General features: G+C 71.8%; 17 protein-coding genes and 1 pseudogene. 17 read left to right on the top strand and 1 reads right to left on the bottom strand.

The window, feature by feature from the left end; all coding sequences use genetic code 11:
* Positions 1-180: 180 nt before the first annotated feature.
* Positions 181-1,461, bottom strand: a complete 1,281-nt coding sequence (locus ACFQGL_RS20505) for a glycosyltransferase family 4 protein (RefSeq protein ID WP_377513783.1) — start codon at positions 1,459-1,461, stop codon at positions 181-183.
* A 24-nt stretch (positions 1,462-1,485) separates the two neighbouring features.
* On the opposite strand from ACFQGL_RS20505, the gene ACFQGL_RS20500 reads away from it, so the two are divergent.
* From ACFQGL_RS20500 to ACFQGL_RS20420, 17 genes and pseudogenes are all read left to right on the top strand, one after another.
* Entirely contained in the window at positions 1,486-2,346 is an 861-nt protein-coding gene (locus ACFQGL_RS20500; RefSeq protein WP_377513782.1) for an Fpg/Nei family DNA glycosylase, read from the top strand.
* 263 nt (positions 2,347-2,609) lie between these two features.
* Complete coding sequence (locus ACFQGL_RS20495; protein ID WP_377513802.1) at positions 2,610-4,181, top strand: sugar transferase; 1,572 nt, start codon at positions 2,610-2,612, stop codon at positions 4,179-4,181.
* A gap of 39 nt (positions 4,182-4,220) precedes the next feature.
* Positions 4,221-5,447: a sensor histidine kinase gene (locus tag ACFQGL_RS20490; RefSeq protein WP_377513781.1), complete on the top strand. Its 1,227-nt coding sequence runs from the start codon at positions 4,221-4,223 to the stop codon at positions 5,445-5,447.
* Positions 5,444-6,202, top strand: a complete 759-nt coding sequence (locus ACFQGL_RS20485; protein ID WP_377513780.1) for a LytR/AlgR family response regulator transcription factor — start codon at positions 5,444-5,446, stop codon at positions 6,200-6,202. Before ACFQGL_RS20490 ends, ACFQGL_RS20485 begins: the two co-directional genes overlap by 4 nt.
* A 153-nt stretch (positions 6,203-6,355) precedes the next feature.
* Positions 6,356-7,006, top strand: coding sequence for a DUF5701 family protein (locus tag ACFQGL_RS20480; protein ID WP_377513779.1), 651 nt, complete (start codon positions 6,356-6,358; stop codon positions 7,004-7,006).
* Between the two features lie 137 nt (positions 7,007-7,143).
* The gene (locus ACFQGL_RS20475; protein WP_377513778.1) at positions 7,144-7,821 is read left to right on the top strand and encodes a response regulator transcription factor; all 678 of its coding nucleotides are present in this window, start codon (positions 7,144-7,146) and stop codon (positions 7,819-7,821) included.
* Positions 7,818-8,900 carry a HAMP domain-containing sensor histidine kinase gene (locus ACFQGL_RS20470; RefSeq protein ID WP_377513777.1) on the top strand — a complete coding sequence of 361 codons (1,083 nt, stop codon included), beginning with the start codon at positions 7,818-7,820 and terminating at the stop codon, positions 8,898-8,900. The genes ACFQGL_RS20475 and ACFQGL_RS20470 overlap by 4 nt, the downstream gene beginning before the upstream one ends.
* Entirely contained in the window at positions 8,897-10,771 is a 1,875-nt protein-coding gene (locus ACFQGL_RS20465; RefSeq protein WP_377513776.1) for a DUF4153 domain-containing protein, read from the top strand. The genes ACFQGL_RS20470 and ACFQGL_RS20465 overlap by 4 nt, the downstream gene beginning before the upstream one ends.
* A gap of 43 nt (positions 10,772-10,814) precedes the next feature.
* Positions 10,815-11,228: a DUF485 domain-containing protein gene (locus ACFQGL_RS20460; protein ID WP_377513775.1), complete on the top strand. Its 414-nt coding sequence runs from the start codon at positions 10,815-10,817 to the stop codon at positions 11,226-11,228.
* Between the two features lies 1 nt (position 11,229).
* Positions 11,230-12,870, top strand: coding sequence for a sodium/solute symporter (locus ACFQGL_RS20455; protein ID WP_377513774.1), 1,641 nt, complete (start codon positions 11,230-11,232; stop codon positions 12,868-12,870).
* Positions 12,871-12,928: 58 nt separating this feature from the next.
* On the top strand, positions 12,929-13,693 hold the full coding sequence (locus ACFQGL_RS20450) for an ABC transporter ATP-binding protein (RefSeq protein ID WP_377513773.1): 765 nt from the start codon (positions 12,929-12,931) through the stop codon (positions 13,691-13,693).
* A gap of 53 nt (positions 13,694-13,746) precedes the next feature.
* Positions 13,747-15,381: an ABC transporter permease gene (locus ACFQGL_RS20445; RefSeq protein ID WP_377513801.1), complete on the top strand. Its 1,635-nt coding sequence runs from the start codon at positions 13,747-13,749 to the stop codon at positions 15,379-15,381.
* Positions 15,382-15,461: 80 nt separating this feature from the next.
* A complete protein-coding gene (locus ACFQGL_RS20440) occupies positions 15,462-16,364 on the top strand; it encodes an alpha/beta fold hydrolase (RefSeq protein WP_377513772.1) in 903 nt (300 codons plus the stop codon).
* Positions 16,345-16,878: pseudogene (locus ACFQGL_RS20435) on the top strand (flavin reductase family protein); the annotation flags it as partial. The gene ACFQGL_RS20440 and the pseudogene ACFQGL_RS20435, both read left to right, overlap by 20 nt.
* A gap of 175 nt (positions 16,879-17,053) precedes the next feature.
* Positions 17,054-17,419, top strand: a complete 366-nt coding sequence (locus tag ACFQGL_RS20430; RefSeq protein WP_377513771.1) for a DUF485 domain-containing protein — start codon at positions 17,054-17,056, stop codon at positions 17,417-17,419.
* Positions 17,397-19,070 (top strand): solute symporter family protein, encoded by a 1,674-nt coding sequence (locus ACFQGL_RS20425; protein ID WP_377513770.1) that lies wholly within the window; start codon positions 17,397-17,399, stop codon positions 19,068-19,070. Before ACFQGL_RS20430 ends, ACFQGL_RS20425 begins: the two co-directional genes overlap by 23 nt.
* A 92-nt stretch (positions 19,071-19,162) precedes the next feature.
* On the top strand, positions 19,163-20,140 hold the full coding sequence (locus ACFQGL_RS20420) for an NAD-dependent epimerase/dehydratase family protein (RefSeq protein ID WP_377513769.1): 978 nt from the start codon (positions 19,163-19,165) through the stop codon (positions 20,138-20,140).
* The last annotated feature ends 33 nt before the right edge of the window (positions 20,141-20,173 follow it).

Below are 20,173 nucleotides of genomic sequence, written 5' to 3'. Positions count from 1 at the left end.
CGCCCCCCGCGCGCCCACCGCCCGCGTCGATCTAGGGCATATCGCAGTTGTTGGAGATCCACTAGCAGCGATATGCCCTAGATCGACGCGGGCCTTGGGGACGCGGGACGCGGGACGCGGGGCGCGACGCGGGGACGCGGGGCGAGGGCGCGGGCGGGGACGCGGGGCGGGGTGGGTGGTTTAGGGGTTGCGGGGGGTCTGGGGGAGGTTTGCGTAGATGTTGATTAGCTGTTTGGTGACCACGTCGGGGTGGAAGGTTCGCTCGTAGCGGGCGCGGGCGGTTGGGGCCAGCAGGGGCGCGCCGGCTTGGGCCACCGGTAGGGCTGCGGCCAGCGCGGCTGGCTCCGGGGCGACCACCCAGCCGGCCTCGCCGAGACCGATCCCGGCCGGCATGGCCGACCCGCCGCTCCCGGAGCCACCCCCGGCGACGGCGGAGGCGACCTCGGCCGGCCCGGTGCCGGCGGGCTCGTGCGGGGCATCGGCCCCGACCAGGTACGGGATGCCACCCAGGGCCGTTCCGAGCACCGGCCGCCCACTGGCCAGCGCCTCGATGATCACGGTCGGCAGCACGTCGTGCCACATCGAGGCGGCGATCACCACGGCGCTCGCCTCGACCGCCGCCCGCACCCCCGCCCGGTCGAGCTGACCGAGGTAGACCACGTCGGGCCGCTCGGCGGCGGCGGCCTCCACCAGCGGGCGCAGCTCACCGTCCCCGGCCACCCGCAGCGTGCCCAGCGCGCCCACCGGATGCCGCCGCCAGGCGTCCAGCAGCAGGTCGACGCCCTTCTCGGGGCTCAGCCGGGCCATGTAGAGGAACCCGTCGCCGAGCGGCGCCGGCTGCCCCGGGTCCGGCACCGAGTTCGGCTTCACCACGATCCGTTCGTCCGGAATGCCGTACTCGCGCAGGTGGTCGGCGATCGCCGAGGTGAGCGCGATGTACCGATCCACCGACCGCCAGGTGCCCCGGTGTACGGCCAGGGTGGTCGCCATCAACGCGCTCTGCGCGGCCGAGTCGCGGTAGCAGCGGTGCTTGATCGCCGGCACGCCCAGCGCCCGCCCCTTGCAATCCTGACAGATCACCCCGTCCCGGAAGTAGATCCCCGAGGAGCAGACCTGCCGGTAGTTGTGCACCGTCTGCACCACCGGCACGCCGTGCCGGTGCGCGGTCCGCACCACCCAGGGCGACAGCAGGGGGTACGGGTTGTGCAGGTGCAGAGCGTCCGGCCGGTGCTCGGTGAGCAGCCGGCTCAGGTCGTGCTGGGCGCGCGGGGCCCAGATCGGCGAGATCGGCAGCAGCGCCTTCGCCGCCTTCGACATCGACGGGATCTCGTCCGAGCTGCGGATGAACGGCAACACCTCGACGCCAGCGGCGGTGAGCTGAGCGATCTCCGAGTCGACGATGGTGTTCTCGCCGGAGGGCTGGGCTTCCCGGTACCGGTTGTGTGCCACCACGATTCTCACGGGAAAGAAGGCTACCGTTGGCTGGTGCCCGAACTACCGGAGGTTGAGGCGCTCGCGGGTTACCTGCGGCAGCGCGCGGTGGGGCGGCGGGTCGACCGGCTGGAGGTCGCGGCGATCAGCGCCCTGAAGACGTACGACCCGGCTCCGACCGCGGTCGCCGGCCGGGCGGTGGTCGACGCCCGCCGGCACGGCAAGTTCCTCGACGTGCTCGTCGAGGGTGACCTGCACCTGGTGGTCCACCTGGCCCGCGCGGGCTGGCTGCACTACCGGGAGGCGTTCCCGGCCACCACTCCGCTGCGCCCCGGCAAGGGGCCGATCGCGGTACGGGTACGCCTCGACGACGGCTCCGGCTTCGACCTTACCGAGGCCGGTACGCAGAAGAAGCTGGCGGCGTACCTCGTCGGCGACCCGGCGGCGGTGCCCGGGGTGGCCAAGCTGGGCCCCGACGCGCTCGCTGCGGACCTGCCCACCTTCACCGAGCGGCTGCGTAGCCGGCGGGGGCAGGTCAAGGGGGTGCTGACCGATCAGGCGGTGCTGTCCGGCATCGGCAACGCGTACTCCGACGAGATCCTGCACGCGGCGAAGCTGTCCCCGTTCGCGATCACCGACCGGCTCTCCGACGCCGAGCTGGCCGCCCTGCACGCGGCCACCCGGCAGGTGCTCGGCGACGCGGTCGAGCGGTCCCTCGGCCAGCGGGCGGCGGAGCTGAAGGGCGAGAAACGCTCCGGGTTGAAGGTGCACGCGCGTACCGGGCTGCCCTGCCCGGTGTGCGGGGACACCGTACGGGAGGTCTCGTTCGCCGATTCCAGCCTGCAGTACTGCCCGACCTGTCAGACCGGCGGCAAGCCGCTCGCTGACCGACGGTTGTCCCGTCTCGTACGGTGAGTAAGCACACTCGCCGATTACGGAGCGGAATCGGCCCGACTGAGCGGATGCTCCGGTCCACCGTTCTCGCCAGCCGTGCATCCATCGGTATAGTGGCCCGGTCCCCGGCTTCTGAAATGGTACGGAGCCGGCCAGATCTCGCCGGCACCATCGGGCGCCAATCTCCTACGGGGCGGCGACCGGTCGGAGCCCCGTGGGAGACTGGGACGGTGGGCGACCCGGGCCCTCACTGCGAGTGAGCGGCACGCGTCATGCGGGAGGACATGGGTGAGGTGACGGCAAGCCTCCAGCGCCCGGTATCCAACGAAGGCCGGAGCAGACTCGTGCGGCACGTCGACAGCTTCGAGATCCAGCCGCCGACGCCGCCGTCGCACAATGGCGTACCCCGGTCGGCATGGGCCAGGGCCCGGCGCCGCGTCTCCCGCTGGCACCGGCCCTACACCGCCGTGCTCCTGCTGCTCGACTTCGGTGCGGCGGCCTTCGCCAGCTGGATCGCCGTCCAGCTCTTCGACCAGGCCGCCTCCGGCTTCTCCGGCACCAACCAGGATCCGACCTGGTTCCACACCATCTCCTACCTGCTGCTCCCGCTCGGCTGGGTGGTCATCCTCTGGAGCAACCGGGCCTACGACCGGCGCTATCTGGGGCTCGGGCCGGACGAGTTCAAGCGGGTGATCCGGGCCTCGGTGACGGTCGCCGCGAGCGTCTCCTTCCTCGCCTTCGCCACGGTCACCCAGCTGTCCCGGTACACCGTCGGCACGGCGCTGGTCGGCGCCACCGTGCTGATCCTCTGGGGTCGTTTCGTGGCCCGCTGGGCCCTGCACTACATCCGTCGGCGGGCCGGTCAGGCCGCGCATCGGATGGTGCTGGTGGGCACCCTGCCGGAGTGCCTGGAGGTCTACGCGGCGGTCACCCGCAGCCCGAACGCCGGGCTGATGCCGGTCGCCATCCACATCACCGACGGCTACGCGGCGGCCCGGGGACTGCCGACCCCGGTGCCGGTGTACGCCGGCCGCGACGTCCTGGCCCTGGTCCGCGAGGTCGGTGGGGACACCATCGCGGTCTGCGGGTCGGCCAGCGCCGAACCGGGCGAGCTGCGTCGACTGGCCTGGCAGTTGGAGGGCTCGGGCGTCGACCTGGTGGTCGCACCGCAGCTGACCGACATCGCCGGCCCCCGGGTGCACATCCGACCCATCGAGGGCCTGCCTCTGCTGCACGTCGAGGAGCCGACCCTCTCCGGGCCGGCGCTGCTGGCCAAGAACCTGATGGACCGGGTCGCCGCCGGCCTCGGCCTGCTGCTGCTGATTCCACTCTTCCTGGCCATCGCCGTGGCCATCCGGATCTCCGACCCCGGGCCGGTCTTCTTCCGCCAGCCCCGGGTCGGGCACGAGGGGCGCACGTTCCGGGTGTGGAAGTTCCGGACGATGTACGTCGACGCCGAGGATCGACTGGCCAGCCTGGTCGACCGGAACGAGACCGACGGCATGCTCTTCAAGATGAAGGAAGACCCGCGGGTCTTCGCGGTGGGCCGCTTTTTGCGGGGCTCGTCACTGGACGAGCTGCCGCAGCTGATCAACGTGCTCTGGGGTGAGATGTCGCTGGTCGGGCCCCGCCCGTTGCCGGCCGACGACGGTGACTTCCTCGGTGACGTACGCCGCCGGCTGCTGGTCCGCCCCGGCATGACCGGCCTCTGGCAGGTCTCCGGCCGCTCCGACCTGTCCTGGGACGAGGCGGTCCGCCTGGACCTCTACTACGTCGACAACTGGTCGTTGGCGTACGACCTGAGCATCCTCTGGCGCACCGTCGGAGTGGTGCTCGCCCGCAAGGGCGCGTACTAGGGGCTTGGCGCGCCGGCCCGCAGGGGCCAGGATCGCTGCGTGGGTGGCAACCTCTCCGCCGTCATCGGCGTCGTCTCGCTGGTAACCGCGCTGGCCGCAGCTCTGTTGGCGGTGCTGCGGCTGCGTGCCCGTCGCGGCATCGCCACCGCCACCCAACGGGCCACCTACGAGGTGCTGCACACCGCCGGGCTGGCCGCCGAGCCGCTGCGGGCGGGGCTGAGCGCGGCCGGCGCGGCGAAGGCCGTACGCCATCTGCGTGCCCTGGTGGGCGCGGCCGGGCTGGCGCTCACCGACGCCGACCGACTGCTCGCCCTCGACGGGCGCGGCACGCACCACGGCGAGCAACTGCTCGCGGCGGCCCGGCGGGCGGTGACCAGCGGGCGTTCGACGGTGCTCGGCGAGTCGGAGCTGCACTGCGACCGGGTCGACTGCCCGGTCCGGGGGGCGGTGGTCGCGCCACTGCACGGGGCGGACGGTCGGGTCGTCGGCGCGCTGGTGGCGATCGCCGACAGCCCGCCGGCACCCGGGCTGGTGCAGGCCACCCTGGAGACCGCGCACTGGGCGGGCAACCAACTGGCCCTGGCCGAGTTGGACTCGTCGCGGGAGCGGCTGGCCAGGGCCGAGATCCGGGCGCTGCGGGCGCAGATCAGCCCGCACTTCATCTACAACGCGCTGACCGCGATCGGCTCGTTCGTCCGCACCGACCCGGAGCGGGCCCGGGAGCTGATTCTGGAGTTCGCGGAGTTCACCCGGTACTCGTTTCGGGCGCACGGGGAGTTCACCACGCTGGCCGAGGAGCTGCGGTCGATCGACCGGTACCTGACCATCGAGCGCGCCCGGTTCGGCGACCGGTTGCAGGTGCGGTTGGAGATCGCCCCGGAGGTGCTCCCGGTGACGCTGCCGTTCCTCTGCCTGCAACCGTTGGTGGAGAACGCCGTCCGGCACGGGTTGTCGCGGAAGCCGGGCACGGGCATGGTGAGCATCGAGGCCCGGGACGCGGGCGCCGAGTGCCACATCACCGTGGAGGACGACGGGGTGGGAATGGATCCGACCACGCTGACCGCCGGCATCGCCGAGCTGGCCCGCGGCACTGGCGACCCGGGCGACGACACGGGCCAGCACGTCGGCCTCTCCAACGTCGACGAGCGGCTGCGGTCGGTCTTCGGGGACCGGTTCGGCCTGGTCGTGGAGACCGGGTTGGGCTCGGGCACCAAGGTGAGCATGCGGGTGCCGAAGTTCCACCCGGGTGTGCGGGCCGGCTCGTGACGACCGGGTTCCTCCGCGTGCTGGCGGTGGACGACGAGCCGCCGGCGCTCGACGAGCTGGCGTACCACCTGCGGGCCGATCCCCGGGTGGCCCGGCTGCACACGGCCGGGGACGCCACCGAGGCTCTGCGCCTGCTCCGTGACGGCGACGTGGACGTGGTCTTCCTGGACATCCGGATGCCCGGACTGGACGGCATGGAGCTGGCCCGGGTGCTGCGCCGGTTCGCCCGGCCGCCGGCGATCGTCTTCGTCACCGCGTACGACGACGGCGCGGTGGACGCCTTCGACCTGGGGGCCACCGACTATGTGCGCAAACCGGTCCGCGCCGAGCGGCTGGCCGAGTCGCTGCGCCGGGTGATCGGCTCTCGGGTGGTGCCGTCGCATCCAGCGGCGCTGGCCCGGGCCGAGGAGGACCCGACCATCCCGATCGAGTTGGCCGGCACCACCCGGATGCTGCCCCGCTCGGCGGTGCGCTGGGTGGAGGCGCAGGGGGACTACGCCCGGTTGCACACCGCCGAGGGGTCACACCTGGTGCGGGTCTCGCTGGCCACGCTCGCCGAACGGTGGGCCGACGCCGGCTTCGTCCGCGTGCACCGGTCGTACCTGGTGCAGTTGAAGTTGATCGCGGAGCTGCGGTTGGTCAATTCCGGGTACGTGGTGGTGATCGACGCGACCGAGTTGCCGGTGAGCCGGCGGCACACCCGGGAGCTGAAGGACAAGCTGGTCCGCGCGGCGAAGCAGGACTGGAACCGGTAGGTCCGGCTCCACCTTCGCAGCTCGTCGACTCCGCCTCCGCCCCGGCGGTCGTCAGCGTGGTCGCTCAACAGGGTCGCATCGCGCGGCGGGAATAACCCGGCCTTGTCGTACGTCGTACGGTATCCACGAGCGAACGACGACAAGGAGCCCGCCGTGTTCGACGCCGCCACCGAATTCGACCGTCAGCTCGACCGCCTGGTGGAGCTGGGCTACCCAGCGCTCGCCGACCTGCCCGAGACCGCCTTCCGTGAGCTGGTCGCCCCGCTCCGCGCGGCGGCGATCGCGGGCACCGCCGGGCTGCCCGCACCGACCGAGGCCCGAGTGCCGTTCCTGCTGGTCATCACGCGCGACCTGGCAACGGTCGAGCAGCGGCTGGCACTCACCACGCTCGACGGCAAGCGCAAGCCTGGCTTCCTCGACCGGCACTACGGCGAGGACGACCTGCCGACGTTCGATCCGATCAAGGAACTCGAGGTGCCGGCGAGTCCGGCGTACCTGCTCTTCGACGTCGACCGCGGTGAGGAGTTCCGCAACCTTGCCCCGTCCACGGCGCTGGACGAGATGACCGCCCAGGGCCGGCTGCCACTCACCATCGACGAGGGGCTCGCGTTCATCACGCTCTACCCCGCCGCGCTGGCCAGCAACAGGTGCTTCTCGCTGGTCGGCTCCCGCTGTGGCGACAAGCGTGTGCCGGCGCTGTGGATCAGCCAGGGCGCGCCGAAGCTGGGCTGGTGCTGGTACGGCAACCCGCACACCTGGCTCGGCTCCGCGTCGGCCCGCCCGGAACGCGTCGGGCTGGAGTGACGACGGCGCCGGTGCGGGCCGCCCGGCGAGGCCCGCACCGGCGGCCCACCGGTTATCCACAAGGGTGAAGCGTTCTCCACAGGTTATTCACAACGCCACCCACTGATCTCCACGCCGGCTCCCTACAGTCATGGCCCATGAAGGAACGCCGGGTACTGGTGGTCGAGGACGAACGGACCATCGCCGAGTCGGTCGCCGCCCGACTGCGCGCCGAGGGATTCGCGGTGGATATCGCAGCGGACGGTCCCAGCGCGGTCGAGCAGTTCCGAAGCGGACAGCCGGATCTCGTCGTCCTCGACGTGATGCTGCCCGGCTTCGACGGCCTGGAGGTGTGTCGGCGGATCCAGGCCGACCGGCCGGTGCCGGTCCTGATGCTCACCGCCCGGGACGACGAGACCGACCTGCTGGTGGGGCTCGCTGTCGGCGCGGACGACTACCTCACCAAGCCGTTCTCGATGCGGGAACTGGCCGCCCGGGTGCATGTCCTGCTCCGGCGGGTGGAGCGGGCAGCCGCGCCCGTACCGCCCGCCATCCGCCTCGGCGACATCGAGATCAACGAGGCGGAACGACGGGTCCGTCGGGCCGGCGCGGACGTCCACCTCACGCCGACCGAATTCGACCTGCTGGTGCACCTCGCCGGGCGCCCCCGCACGGTGCTACCTCGGGAGCGGCTGCTCGCCGACGTCTGGGGATGGGCTGACGGGAGCGGGACCCGCACAGTGGACAGCCACGTGAAGGCGCTGCGCCGGAAGCTGGGCTCCGACCTCATCCGCACCGTGCACGGCGTCGGCTACGCCCTGGAGGTGCCGGCGTGACCGCCGCTCTGCTCGCCCGTCTGGACCGGGTGCTGGAGCTGCTGCCCCGCCCGCTTGACCCGGTGCGCTCCATCAAGCTGAAGCTGGGCGTACTGCTGGTCGCCTCCGGCGCCGCCGGTCTGGCCTACTTCTCGTACGGCATCGGCTGGCCACCGCCGGTGACCTCGGCGACCGCCATCGCCGTCGCCCTGCTCACCTCGCAGGTGCTCGCCCACGGGATGACCTCGCCGCTGCGGGAGATGACGGCGGCCGCCGGGGCGATGGCCCGGGGCGACTACACGCGTCGGGTCCGGGCCACCTCCCAGGACGAGGTCGGCGAGCTGGCCCAGGCGTTCAACAAGATGGCCGAGGACCTGCACGCCGCGGACCAGCGCCGACGCGAGCTCATCGCCAATGTCTCGCACGAGCTGCGTACGCCGATCACGGCGTTGCAGGGCGTGCTGGAGAACATGGTGGACGGGGTGGCCGAGCCCGAACCGGCGGCGCTTCGCGCCGCGCTGAACCAGACCGAGCGGCTCGGGCATCTCGTCGCCGATCTGCTCGACCTGTCCCGCCTCGACGCCGGGGTGGTTCCGCTGCGGCGGGTCCGCATCGACGTGGGGGACTTCCTCGACGAGGCGGTGGAGCACGCCACCGCGAGCACCACCGGTGCCGGGTTGGACGTGCACTTCCGCCTCCGCAGGCTGGCGGTGCCCCTGACCGTGCACGCGGATCCGTGGCGGCTGCACCAGGTCTTCGCGAACCTGCTGGACAACGCGGCGCGGCACAGCCCGCCCGGTGGCGTCGTGCGGGTGAGCGCCGAGCAGCATGCCGGCCAGCTCCACTTCGAGGTGAGCGACGAGGGCCAGGGGATCCCACCGGCGGAGCGCTCCCGGGTTTTTGAGCGGTTCACCCGCGGCGACCGATCGGCCGGCGGCGGGACCGGCCTCGGCCTGGCCATCGCCCAGTGGGTCGTCGAGTTGCACGGCGGCCGGATCCGCGTACTCGATCCGGCCGGACGGGCCCGAGGCTCGGCGCCCGGCTGCCGCATCCAGGTCACCATCCCCACCGGCGGGCCACACCGAGAAGAGGACGTATGAGCAGCACCGGCAGCACCCCCGTACCGGCCGGCGGCCCGCAACCCCCCGCGCCCGGCAGGCCCGGCCAGCCCTGGTTCGGCCCCGCCCCGGCACCCGTCCCGGCGGCTGGTCGGCCCCAGCCCTGGCCTCTGTCACCGGCCACGCCCCGGCCACCCTCGCTGCTCGAACGACGCTGGCCGGGGCCGTCCGGCCCCGCCCACCCGCTGGTCCTGGCCGCGGTCACGGCTGCGGCGGTCATCGGTGCGTCGACCTTGCCGATGACCCGTCCCGGCGTCGGTTGGCTGGTGGCCGCGCTGGTTGCCGCCGCCGCGCTGATCACCGCCGACGCCACTCGGCGCGGGGCGTTCCCGGTTGCAGACACCCCCGCCCGGACCAGCTTGGGCGACGCACCCGGTGGCCCAGCCTCCCCGGCCACGACCGCCGCAGCCGAGCCAGCCACGCCAACCGACCCAGCCAAGACCGCCGCAGCCAAGCCAGCCGGCCCAACCTCGCCAGCCACGACTGTCGCGGCCGAGCCGGCCGGGACCGTACCGACCGCGACCGCCACGCCGGCTACGGCCGAGCGGCCAGCGACCGTCCGTCCCGATGCCACGGGGGTACCGGGGCGGGCGATGCGAGTGGCCTGGGCTGCGGCGACCATCGCGCTGGTCGCGGTCGGCACGGTCCGGGCCGCCGGTTGGCTCTTCGTGCTCTGTCTGCTCGCCGCCGCGGTCACCGCGGCGCTCGCCATCACCGGCGGGCGGAGCCCGATCGGAATGTTGGTGGCCGCGACGCTGCCGCCGGCCGCCGCGGCACGGGCCCTCCCCTGGACGGTACGAGGGCTACGCCGGACCCGCCCGGCCGGTCCCGGGATCGGACGGATCCTGACCAGCCTCGCGGTCTCGGCTGTCCTGCTGGTGCTGTTCGGTCTGCTCTTCTCCTCCGCCGACGCGGTCTTCGCCGACCTGGTCGCCGGGCTGCTGCCCGAGCTGGCGGCGGGCAGGGCGTTCGGCTGGGTGACACGCCTGCTCCTGCTCGGCCTGCTCCTGCTCGGCTCGGCGTACCTGGTCAACCGCCCGCCCGACCTGGACGGCCTGGTGCGTACGCCGGGCCGGCCGGTGCACCGGCTGGAGTGGAGCCTGCCGTTGGCGCTGCTCGACGCCCTGTTCGCCGCCTTCGTGACGGTCCAGCTCACGGTGTTCTTCGGCGGCGAGAAGCACGTGCTGCGCACGGCGGGACTCACCTACGCCGAGTACGCCCGCAGTGGCTTCTGGCAGCTGCTCGTCGTCACCGCGCTCACCCTGCTGGTGATCGCGATCGCCGCTCGCCGGGCACCCCGGGCGACCCGGGCCGACCGGCTGCTGGTCCGCGTCCTGCTCGGTACGCTCGCCGCGCTCAGCCTGGTCGTCGTCGCCTCCGCGCTCTACCGGATGCAGGTCTACGCCGACGCGTACGGTGCCACCCGACTCCGGCTCGTCGTGGCCGCCGTCGAACTCTGGCTCGGACTGCTCTTCGTCCTGGTCGGGGTGGCCGTGGTGCGGCTGCGGGCCGAGTGGCTGCCCCGGCTGGTCGTGGGTACGGCAGTGCTGGCGCTGCTCGGGTTGGCGCTGGTCAACCCGGACCGGCTGATCGCCGAGCGGAACGTCGACCGCTACCTGGAGACCAGCCGACTGGACGTCATCTACCTGTCCGGGCTGTCGGCCGACGCCGTACCGGCACTGGACCGGCTACCCGCGCCACTGCGGGCGTGCGCGCTCCGGGAGATGACGTCCGAGCTGCCGCAGGACGGTCTCTGGGCGGCGAACCTCAGCCGGGAGCGGGCCCGTCGGGAGCTGGCGAAGACGTCGGCGATCCTCGGGGTGCCGGACTGTTCCGACTTCTGGCACCGGTGAGCGTGACGCTTGACAATCCCGCAGGGCGGGCAAGACTGCCGGGGTGGCCGAGCAACTCCCCGACGTGGGCACGGGCGGTACGGTACCGCCGCCCCGGCGGGCCCGGATCGTGCTGGCCGAGATCACCCGACGGGACAGCCGCACCGAGCGGACCCGCGCCGAACTGGCCCAGCAGACCCAGGTCGGCGAGGCGCTGGTCCGCGGTCTGGTCCGGGCGCAGCTCGCGCTGGCGGTGCGGCTCTCGCTGGTGGTGGCCATCGGGCTCGGCGGGCTGCCCTGGCTGTTCGCCATCGCACCGTCGCTCGGCCGGACCACCGTGGCCGGGGTCAACCTGCCCTGGCTGCTGCTCGGTGTGGTCTCCTTCCCGTTCCTGATCGCGGTCGGATGGGCGTACGTGCGGTTGGCCGAGCGCAACGAGCAGGACTTCACCGACCTGGTGCAGCGGCCGGAGCGCTGAGGTGGCCAACGACTACGTGGTCCCGGCCATCGTCGCGGTCACCCTGGTCACCGTCGGGATCGGGTTCTACGGGCTGCGGCTGGCCCGGACGACCTCCGACTTCCTGGTCGCCTCCCGGGCGATCAGCCCGACCTGGAACGCCGCCGCCATCGGCGGGGAGTACCTGTCGGCGGCGAGCTTCCTCGGCGTCGCGGGCCTGATCCTCAAGTACGGCGTGGACGTGCTCTGGTACCCGGTCGGATTCGCCGCCGGGTACCTGGCCCTGCTGCTCTTCGTGGCCGCGCCGCTGCGCCGCTCCGGCGCGTTCACCCTGCCCGACTTCTGCGAGCTGCGGCTGGGCTCCCGCCGGCTGCGGATCCTGGCCACCGCTTTCGTGATCTTCATCGGTTGGCTCTACCTGGTGCCGCAGCTCCAGGGCGCCGGGCTCACCCTGGCCACGGTGGCCGGCTCCCCGTACCCGATCGGTGCTCTGCTGGTGGCGGCCGTCGTGACCGCGAACGTGGCGCTCGGCGGGATGCGGGCGATCACCTTCGTCCAGGCGTTCCAGTACTGGCTCAAGCTGACCGCGCTCGCCGTACCGGCGATCTTCCTGGCGTTGCAGTGGCAGGCCGACGCCCGGCCGGCGGTGACCCCGCCCGACGGGCCGACGTTCCGGGCCGCGACCACCGTCGTGGTCGAGCACCGCGCGACCCTCACCCTGCCCGACGGCGACATCCGAGAGGTACGCCCCGGCGACGAATTGACCTTCGCCGCCGGTGATCCGGTGCCGGAGGTGTCCGGAGTGGCCACCGACGCGAGCGACTGGCTGCTACCCAGCACCGCCGGTGACGACGACCGAGGTCTGTTCGCCACGTACTCGCTGATCCTGGCCACCTTCCTGGGCACCATGGGGCTGCCGCACGTGCTGGTCCGCTTCTACACCAATCCCGACGGCGCGGCGGCCCGCCGGACCACGCTGGTCGTGCTGGCCCTGGTCGGCGCGTTCTACCTGCTACCGACCCTGTACGGGGTGCTCGGCCGGATCTATACCCCGCAACTGCTGGTCAGCGGGCAGACCGATGCGGTGGTGGTGCTGCTGCCCGGAGCGGCCCTCGGCGACGGACTGGCCGGGCGGCTGCTGGCCGCACTGGTCGCGGCCGGCGCGTTCGCGGCCTTCCTCTCCACCTCGTCCGGTCTGCTGACCAGCGTCGCCGGGGTGATCTCGACGGACGTGCTCGGCCGGGGCTCGGTACGCGGCTTCCGGCTGGCCACGGTCATCGCGGGTGGGGTGCCGGCGGTGCTGGCACTCAACGTCTCCGGGCTGGACGTGTCCCAGGTGGTCGGCCTGGCCTTCGCGGTGGCCGCGTCGAGCTTCTGCCCGCTGCTGGTGCTCGGCATCTGGTGGCGCGGGCTGACCGACCTGGGCGCCGCGGCAGGGGTGCTGGTCGGCGGGGGCGCGGCGATCGGCGCGGTGCTGGTCACCGTGCTCGGCCCACCGCTGTCCGGCTGGCCGGCAACGCTCATCGCGCAGCCGGCCGCCTGGACGGTGCCACTGGCCTTCACCGTGATGGTGGCGGTGTCGGTGGCGACCCGCCGCCGAACGCCGACCGACGTGGGTGCCACCATGCTCCGCCTGCACACGCCCGAGTCGCTCCGTCTGTGAGAACGGGTCCACCCTGCGGCGGAGCGCGAAACTGGCGATTGACGGTTAACGTCGCCATATGACTGGTGAGCACCCCGCGCTCGCGCTGCGTGGCCTGGCAAAGCGGTTCGACGGCACCATCGCGGTGGCCGGCGTCGACCTGGACGTCCCGGCCGGCTCCTTCTACGGCCTGCTCGGGCCGAACGGTGCCGGCAAGACCACCACCCTGTCGATGGCGGTGGGCCTGCTGCGGCCGGACGCCGGCTCGGCCTGGGTGCTCGGCACCGACGTGTGGCGGGACCCGGTCACCGCCAAGCGGCTGCTCGGCGTGATGCCCGACGGGGTCCGCCTGTTCGACCGGCTGACCGGGGCGGAGCTGCTCGCGTACCACGGATTGTTGCGTGGGATGGACCCGGCGGTGGTCGACCAGCGGGCCGCGGAGCTGTTGGACGTGCTGGCGCTCGGCGACGCCGGCCGGACGCTGGTGGTGGACTACTCGGCGGGTATGAAGAAGAAGATCGGCCTGGCCTGCGCGCTGTTGCACGGCCCCCGGCTGCTGGTGCTGGACGAGCCGTTCGAGGCGGTCGACCCCGTCTCCGCCGCGCTGATCCGGGACATCCTCACCCGGTACGCGGCGGGCGGCGGCACGGTGGTCTTCTCCAGCCACGTGATGGAGGTCGTCGAGCGGCTCTGCTCGCACGTGGCGATCCTCGCCGGGGGCGTCATCAAGCGGGTCGGCACGCTCGCCGAGGTCCGCGGCGAGCGTTCCCTGGAGCAGGTCTTCGTCGAGGTGGTCGGCGGGCGCACCGCAACCGGTGAGGAGCTGTCGTGGCTCTCCCGGTGAGCGCCGTCGCCACACCGGCCGAGCCGGTCCGCGCCGTTTCCGCCCGGCACTTCATGCGGCTGAAGCTGCGGGTGATGGGCAACAACTTCCGAGGCCAGGGCTGGCGGATCGCGTTGTTCCTCGGCGGCGCCCTGGTCGGGCTCTGGTTCGCGATCAGCGGTTTCTTCCTCTTCGCCGCGCCCGGCCTCGCCGGCGATGGCCGCTACGCGGTGCTGATCGCTGGGGCCGGTGGCGGGGCGCTGCTGCTCGGTTGGCTGCTGCTCCCCCTGGTCTTCTTCGGGGTGGACGAGACGCTGGACCCGGCCCGCTTCGCACTACTGCCGCTACCCCGCCGCACGCTGCTCGCCGGTCTGTTCGCCGCGGCCCTGATCAGCGTGCCGGTGGTGGCGGTGCTGATCGCATCGTCCGGGCTGGTGCTCACCGCCTGGGTGCTGGGCGGCTGGTCCGCAGGGCTGGTGGCGGCCGTGGGCGTGCTCGGCGGGCTACTGCTCTGCGTGGCCGCGAGTCGTGCGGTAACCAGCGCCTTCGCCACCATGCTGCGGTCCCGCCGGGTGCGCGACCTGGCGGCCGTGCTGCTGGCGGTGGCCGCCGCGCTGCTCGGCCCGTTGCAGGTCTTCGGCCTGGCCGCGCTGCGCGAGATGGACTGGACCCGGTTGACGGGTGTGGCGACCGTGCTCGGTTGGACACCGTTCGGTGCACCGTGGACCGTCGGCGTCGACGTCGCACAGGGACGGGTCTGGGCCGCGCCGGTCAAGCTACTGATCACGCTGGTGGCGCTCGGGGCTCTGCTGGCGTGGTGGTCCCGGTCGCTGGAGTCGGCGATGGTGGGGGCGGTGAGCGCCGGCCCGGCCCCGGTGCGGCGGGGTGCCACCGGCGGGGCGGTCGCCCAACTGTTTCCCCGGCTGACCGGCTGGGTGCGTCGGGACCAGTTCGGTGCGCTGGTCGCCCGGGAGGCCCGCTACTGGTGGCGGGACGCCCGTCGCCGGGCCAACCTGATCACGATCGCGGTGGTCGGCATCTTCGTGCCGGCGCTGGTCAACTTCGGCGGCACCGGCTTCACGGTCGACAACGGGCAGGGCCCGACGACGGGTTCCGCCGACAGCTCACCCGTCCTGATCACCCTCTCCATGCTCTTCGTCGGGGTGCTCGCCTCGGTCACCCTGGCCAACCAGTTCGGTTTCGACGGCAGCGCGTACGCCGCGAACGTGGTGGCCGGAATCCCCGGCCGGGTGGAGCTGCGCGCGCGGATGGCCGCCTTCTCGCTGTACGTGCTGCCGATGCTGGCGGTCGTCGCGGTGGTGCTGTCGGTGGTGCTCGGCCGGCCGGGTTGGATCGGGCTGACGGTCGGCAGCCTGCTCGCCACCTACGGCACCGGGTTGGCGATCAACAGCTTCATCTCGGTGCTCGGCGCGTACGCGCTGCCGGAGACGAGCAACCCGTTCGCCATGAACAGTGGCGCTGGTGTGGCGAAGGGCCTGCTCACCCTGCTGGCGATGCTGACCACGGCGGTGACCGCGGTGCCGATGGTGGTGGCCGCCGCGCTGCTCGGCGACGCCTGGCTCTGGCTGGCGCTGCCGGTCGGCGTGGCGTACGGGTTGGGCGCGGCGCTGCTCGGCGCGTACCTGGCCGGTGACGTGCTGGACCGACGGCAGCCGGAGCTGCTGGCCACGGTCACCCCACGACGCTGAGCGGGCCGTCCGGCCGAACGCCCGCAGGCCGCCTCGACTGCCCGATATGGTGCGATCAGTCGGGACAGGGGGCAGTCGACATGAGCGGTCACACCCGCTATCGCAGCACGCTCGTCGACGGCCTCTCCGTCTTCTACCGGGAGGCCGGCCCGCCCAACGCACCGGTGCTGCTGCTCCTGCACGGCTTCCCGTCCTCGTCGCGAATGTTCGAACCGCTGCTCGACCGACTCGCCGACCAGTTCCGGTTGATCGCGCCGGACTATCCGGGGTTCGGGCACAGCGACGCCCCGAGCCCGGCCAGTTACCCGTACACGTTCGACCGCATCGCCGCCACGATGTCGAGCTTCGCCGCGGCCGTCGGCGCCGAGCAGTACCTGCTCTACGTTCAGGACTACGGCGGCCCGGTGGGGTTCCGGATGGCCCTCGCGGATCCGGGCCGGCTACACGGCCTCGTCGTGCAGAACGCGGTCGCCCACGACACGGGACTGGGACCACTCTGGGCGACCCGCCGAGCCTTCTGGCAGGACCGGGCCGGGCACGAGGCGGCGATCCGGGAAAACATCCTCTCGATGGCGGCGACCCGTAAGCGGCACGTCGGCGACGATCCCGACCCCGAGTTGTACGACCCCGACCTGTGGGCCGACGAACACGCCTTCCTCAGTCGCCCCGGGGAGATCGAGATCCAACTGGACCTGATGTACGACTACCGGACCAACGTCGCCTCGTACCCGGTCTGGCAGGAGTGGCTCCAGCGGACCCAACCGCCACTGCTGGTCGTCTGGGGTCGACACGACACGTCCTTCGAGATCAGCGAGCCAGCGGCGTACCGGTCCGATGTTCCGGGGGCGGAGGTGCACCTGCTGGACGGCGGTCACTTCGCACTCGACACGCGGGCGGACGAGGTGGCCGCCCTGGTCCGGACCTTCGCCGGCCGGGTCCTCGGACCGGGACAGCGGGGTCACAATGTTTCACGTGAATCATGAGCCGGGTGCCGAGATCCACCACACCGATCCGTTCGCGGTGCCGGCCGGGCACCGGTCGCCGGTACGCCGACTGCGCGGTCGACTCGCCGCGCCGGTGACGCTCTGGACGGCACCCGGCCCCGCCGGGCTGACCGTCTCGTCCACTCTGGTGGCCGAGGGCGAGCCGGATCGGCTGCTCGGGCTCATCGACCCGGAGTCGGACCTCTGGGCGGCGGTCGAGGAGGCCGGCCGTTTCGCCGTCGCGCCGCTCGGCCCGCCGCACCGGCAACTCGCCGACCGGTTCGCCGGCCTCTTCCCCGCCCCGGGTGGGCTCTTCGCCACCGGCACGTGGACCGACACCCCGTACGGCCCGGTGCCGGCCGATGCCGGCGGTTGGGCCGGGTGTCGGCTGGACACCGCCCGGGAGTACGGATGGGGCCTGCTGGTGGAGGCCACCATCGAGGCGGTCGACCTGGCCGAGGAGAGCACACCTCTGCTGTATTACCGCGGTCGCTACCACGAGCTGCCAGGCTGAGCGGTCGACCCGTACCGCCCGACCGGTCACCGGGGTGATCTGGGTCACTCGGCGCAGCCAACCAACCGCTCGGCGCACTCGGCGACCGGCGTCGATCTCGGCCTTCCCCGGCGGGGAGCGTGCTCTCTACGGTGCGCGAAACTCCCCCGACGCCTGTGAAGGTGGTGATCCACAGATGTCCACGGACACACCCGCCCCGACCGCTTCCCAGCCGGACAAGTACCTGGCCGTGCAACGGTCGGACGAGTTCGCCGGGCTGCGGCGTGCGCTGCGCGGCTTTGTCTTCCCGATGACCGTCGCGTTCTTCCTGTGGTATGCGCTCTACGTCATTCTCTCCGCGTACGCCCGGGACTTCATGGGCACGAAGCTCTTCGGCAGCAACATCAACATCGCGCTGGTCTTCGGCCTGCTCCAGTTCGTCTCCACGTTCGTGATCGCCTGGCTCTACTCGCGGTACGCGGACCGGAAGATCGACCCGGTCGCCGACCGGATCCGTGCCGAGATCGGGGAGGTGACCCATGAGAATGGTCCTCGCGGCTGAAGCGGGCAACCACACCGCCCGCAACCTGACCATCACGCTCTTCCTGGTCTTCGTGGCGGTGACCCTGGCCATCACCATCTGGGCCAGCCGGCAGACCAAGACGGCGACCGACTTCTACGCCGGTGGCCGGTCCTTCTCCGGCTTCCAGAACGGCATGGCGATCGGCGGCGACTACATGTCGGCCGCCTCCTTCCTCGGCATCGCCGGCATCATCGCGCTCTACGGCTACGACGGCTTCCTCTACTCGATCGGCTTCCTGGTCGCCTGGTTGGTGGCCCTGCTGCTGGTCGCGGAGCTGCTGCGCAACTCCGGCCGCTACACGATGGCGGACGTGCTGGCCTTCCGGATGCGCCAGCGTCCGGTGCGTACGGCGGCGGCGGTCTCCACCATCACGGTGTCGATCTTCTACCTGCTGGCCCAGATGGTGGGCGCCGGCGCGCTGGTGGCGCTGCTGCTCGGCATCCGGCCCGGGACGACCTTCCTGGGCATGGACGCGGCCACCGCCAAGGTCGCCACCATCATCATGGTCGGCGCTCTGATGATCATCTACGTGACCGTCGGTGGCATGAAGGGCACCACCTACGTCCAGATCGTCAAGGCGTTCCTGCTGATGACCGGCGCGCTGCTGATGACCCTGCTGGTGCTCGCCAAGTACAAGTTCAACCTGTCGTCGCTGCTCGGCGACGCCGCCGCGTCGTCCGGCAAGGGCAGCGCGTTCCTCGAACCCGGGCTTCGGTACGGCGTCGAGGTCGCCGGCAACGCGACACAGACCTTCTACAACAAGGTCGACCTGCTCTCCCTCGGCATCGCCCTGGTGCTCGGCACCGCCGGCCTGCCGCACATCCTGATCCGCTTCTACACGGTGCCCACCGCCAAGGCGGCCCGCAAGAGCGTGCTCTGGGCGATCGGCATCATCGGCACGTTCTACCTGCTCACCCTGGCCCTCGGCTTCGGCGCTGCGGCGCTGGTCGGGAGCAAGGCGATCACCGAACAGGACAAGGCCGGCAACACCGCCGCGCCACAGTTGGCCGAAGCGCTCGGCATCGACTTCTTCGGCGGCGACCTGGGCGGAGCGGCCCTGCTGGCGATCATCGCGGCGGTCGCGTTCGCCACGATCCTGGCGGTGGTGGCCGGCTTGACGCTGGCCTCGTCGTCCAGCCTGGCGCACGACTTCTACGCCAACGTCCTCAAGAAGGGTGAAGCGTCGGAGCGGCAGGAGGTACGGGTCGCCCGCATCTCCGCCCTGGTCATCGGTGCCATCTCCATCCTGTTGTCGATCTACGCGCAGAACCTGAACGTGGCGTTCCTGGTGGCACTGGCGTTCGCGGTGGCCGCTTCGGGCAACCTGCCGGCGATCCTCTACAGCCTGTTCTGGCGGCGGTTCAACACCTCCGGCGCGGTGTGGGCGATCTACGGTGGGCTGCTCTCGGCCGTACTGCTGGTGTTCTTCTCGCCGGTGGTCTCCGGTGCGGCGACCTCGATGTTCCCGGATCACGACTGGCAGTGGTTCCCGCTGTCCAACCCGGGCATCCTCTCCATTCCGTTCGGCTTCCTGTGCGGATGGATCGGCACCTTGGTCTCCAAGGAGCACGACGAGGAGAAGTACGCGGAGCTGGAGGTGCGCGCCCTCACCGGCGCTGGTGCCCACTGATCCGCGACACGTGTTAGGAAGGGCCCCCTGTACAACGCCACGCGTTAACAGGGGGCCCTTCCTTGATTTCCGGGGTCGGTAGGCTGGCCGGTATGAAGGTTGCTGAGCGCTTCGGTTCCGGTCACCGCATCCTCGTCACCGGCGGCGCCGGTTTCGTCCCGTCGCACCTTGTCGACGCCCTGATCGCCCGGGGCTGCACGGTGGTGGCGCTGGACAACTTCGTCACGGGCTCCAAGGAGAACGTCGCCCACCTGCTGGAGCTGCCGACCTTCACGCTGGTCGAGGCGGACATCTCCGAGGGTCTGCCGACCCATCACCCGGCAATGGCCGAGCGGTTCGACGCGATCCTGCACATGGCCTCGCCGGCCAGCCCCACCGACTTCGACCAACTGCCGGTCGAGATCCTCCGGGTCGGCTCGGTGGGCACCCTGCACCTGCTGGACCGCGCGGCCGCCGACGGCGCCCGGTTCCTGATGGCCTCCACCTCCGAGGCGTACGGGGACCCGAAGGAGCACCCGCAGCGCGAGACCTACTGGGGCAACGTCAACCCGATCGGGGTTCGCAGCGTCTACGACGAGGCGAAGCGCTTCTCCGAGGCGGCCACCATGGCGTACCACCGTTACCGCGGGCTCGACTCGGCGATCGTCCGGATCTTCAACACGTACGGCCCGCGGATGCGCCCGGACGACGGCCGGGCCATCCCCACCTTCATCTCCCAGGCGCTGCGCGGCGAGCCGATCACCGTGCACGGCACCGGCAACCAGACCCGGTCCATCTGCTTCGTCGAGGACCTGGTGCGCGGCATCCTGCTGCTGCTCGACTCGACCGAGACCGGCCCGATCAACTGCGGCACCGAGCACGAGCTCTCCATGCGGCAACTGGCCGAGTTGATCGTGTCGCTCTCCGACAGCACCTCGCAGGTGACCTACATCACCCGCAGCTCGGACGACCCGGAGATGCGCCGCCCCGACCTGACCCTCGCCCGCAACCTGCTCGGATACGAGCCGGCCGTGGCGCCCGAAGACGGCCTGCGGCGCACGATCGAGTACTTCCGGGCGCGGCTAGGGTAACTGGCCCGCGACAGGCCTCGGGTCGCTGAGTGT

The organism is Micromonospora vulcania (assembly GCF_042658605.1).
Lineage (GTDB): Bacteria > Actinomycetota > Actinomycetes > Mycobacteriales > Micromonosporaceae > Micromonospora > Micromonospora vulcania.
The sequence above is the reverse complement of the archived record's forward strand: the minus strand, read 5'-3'. Positions and strand labels throughout refer to the sequence as shown.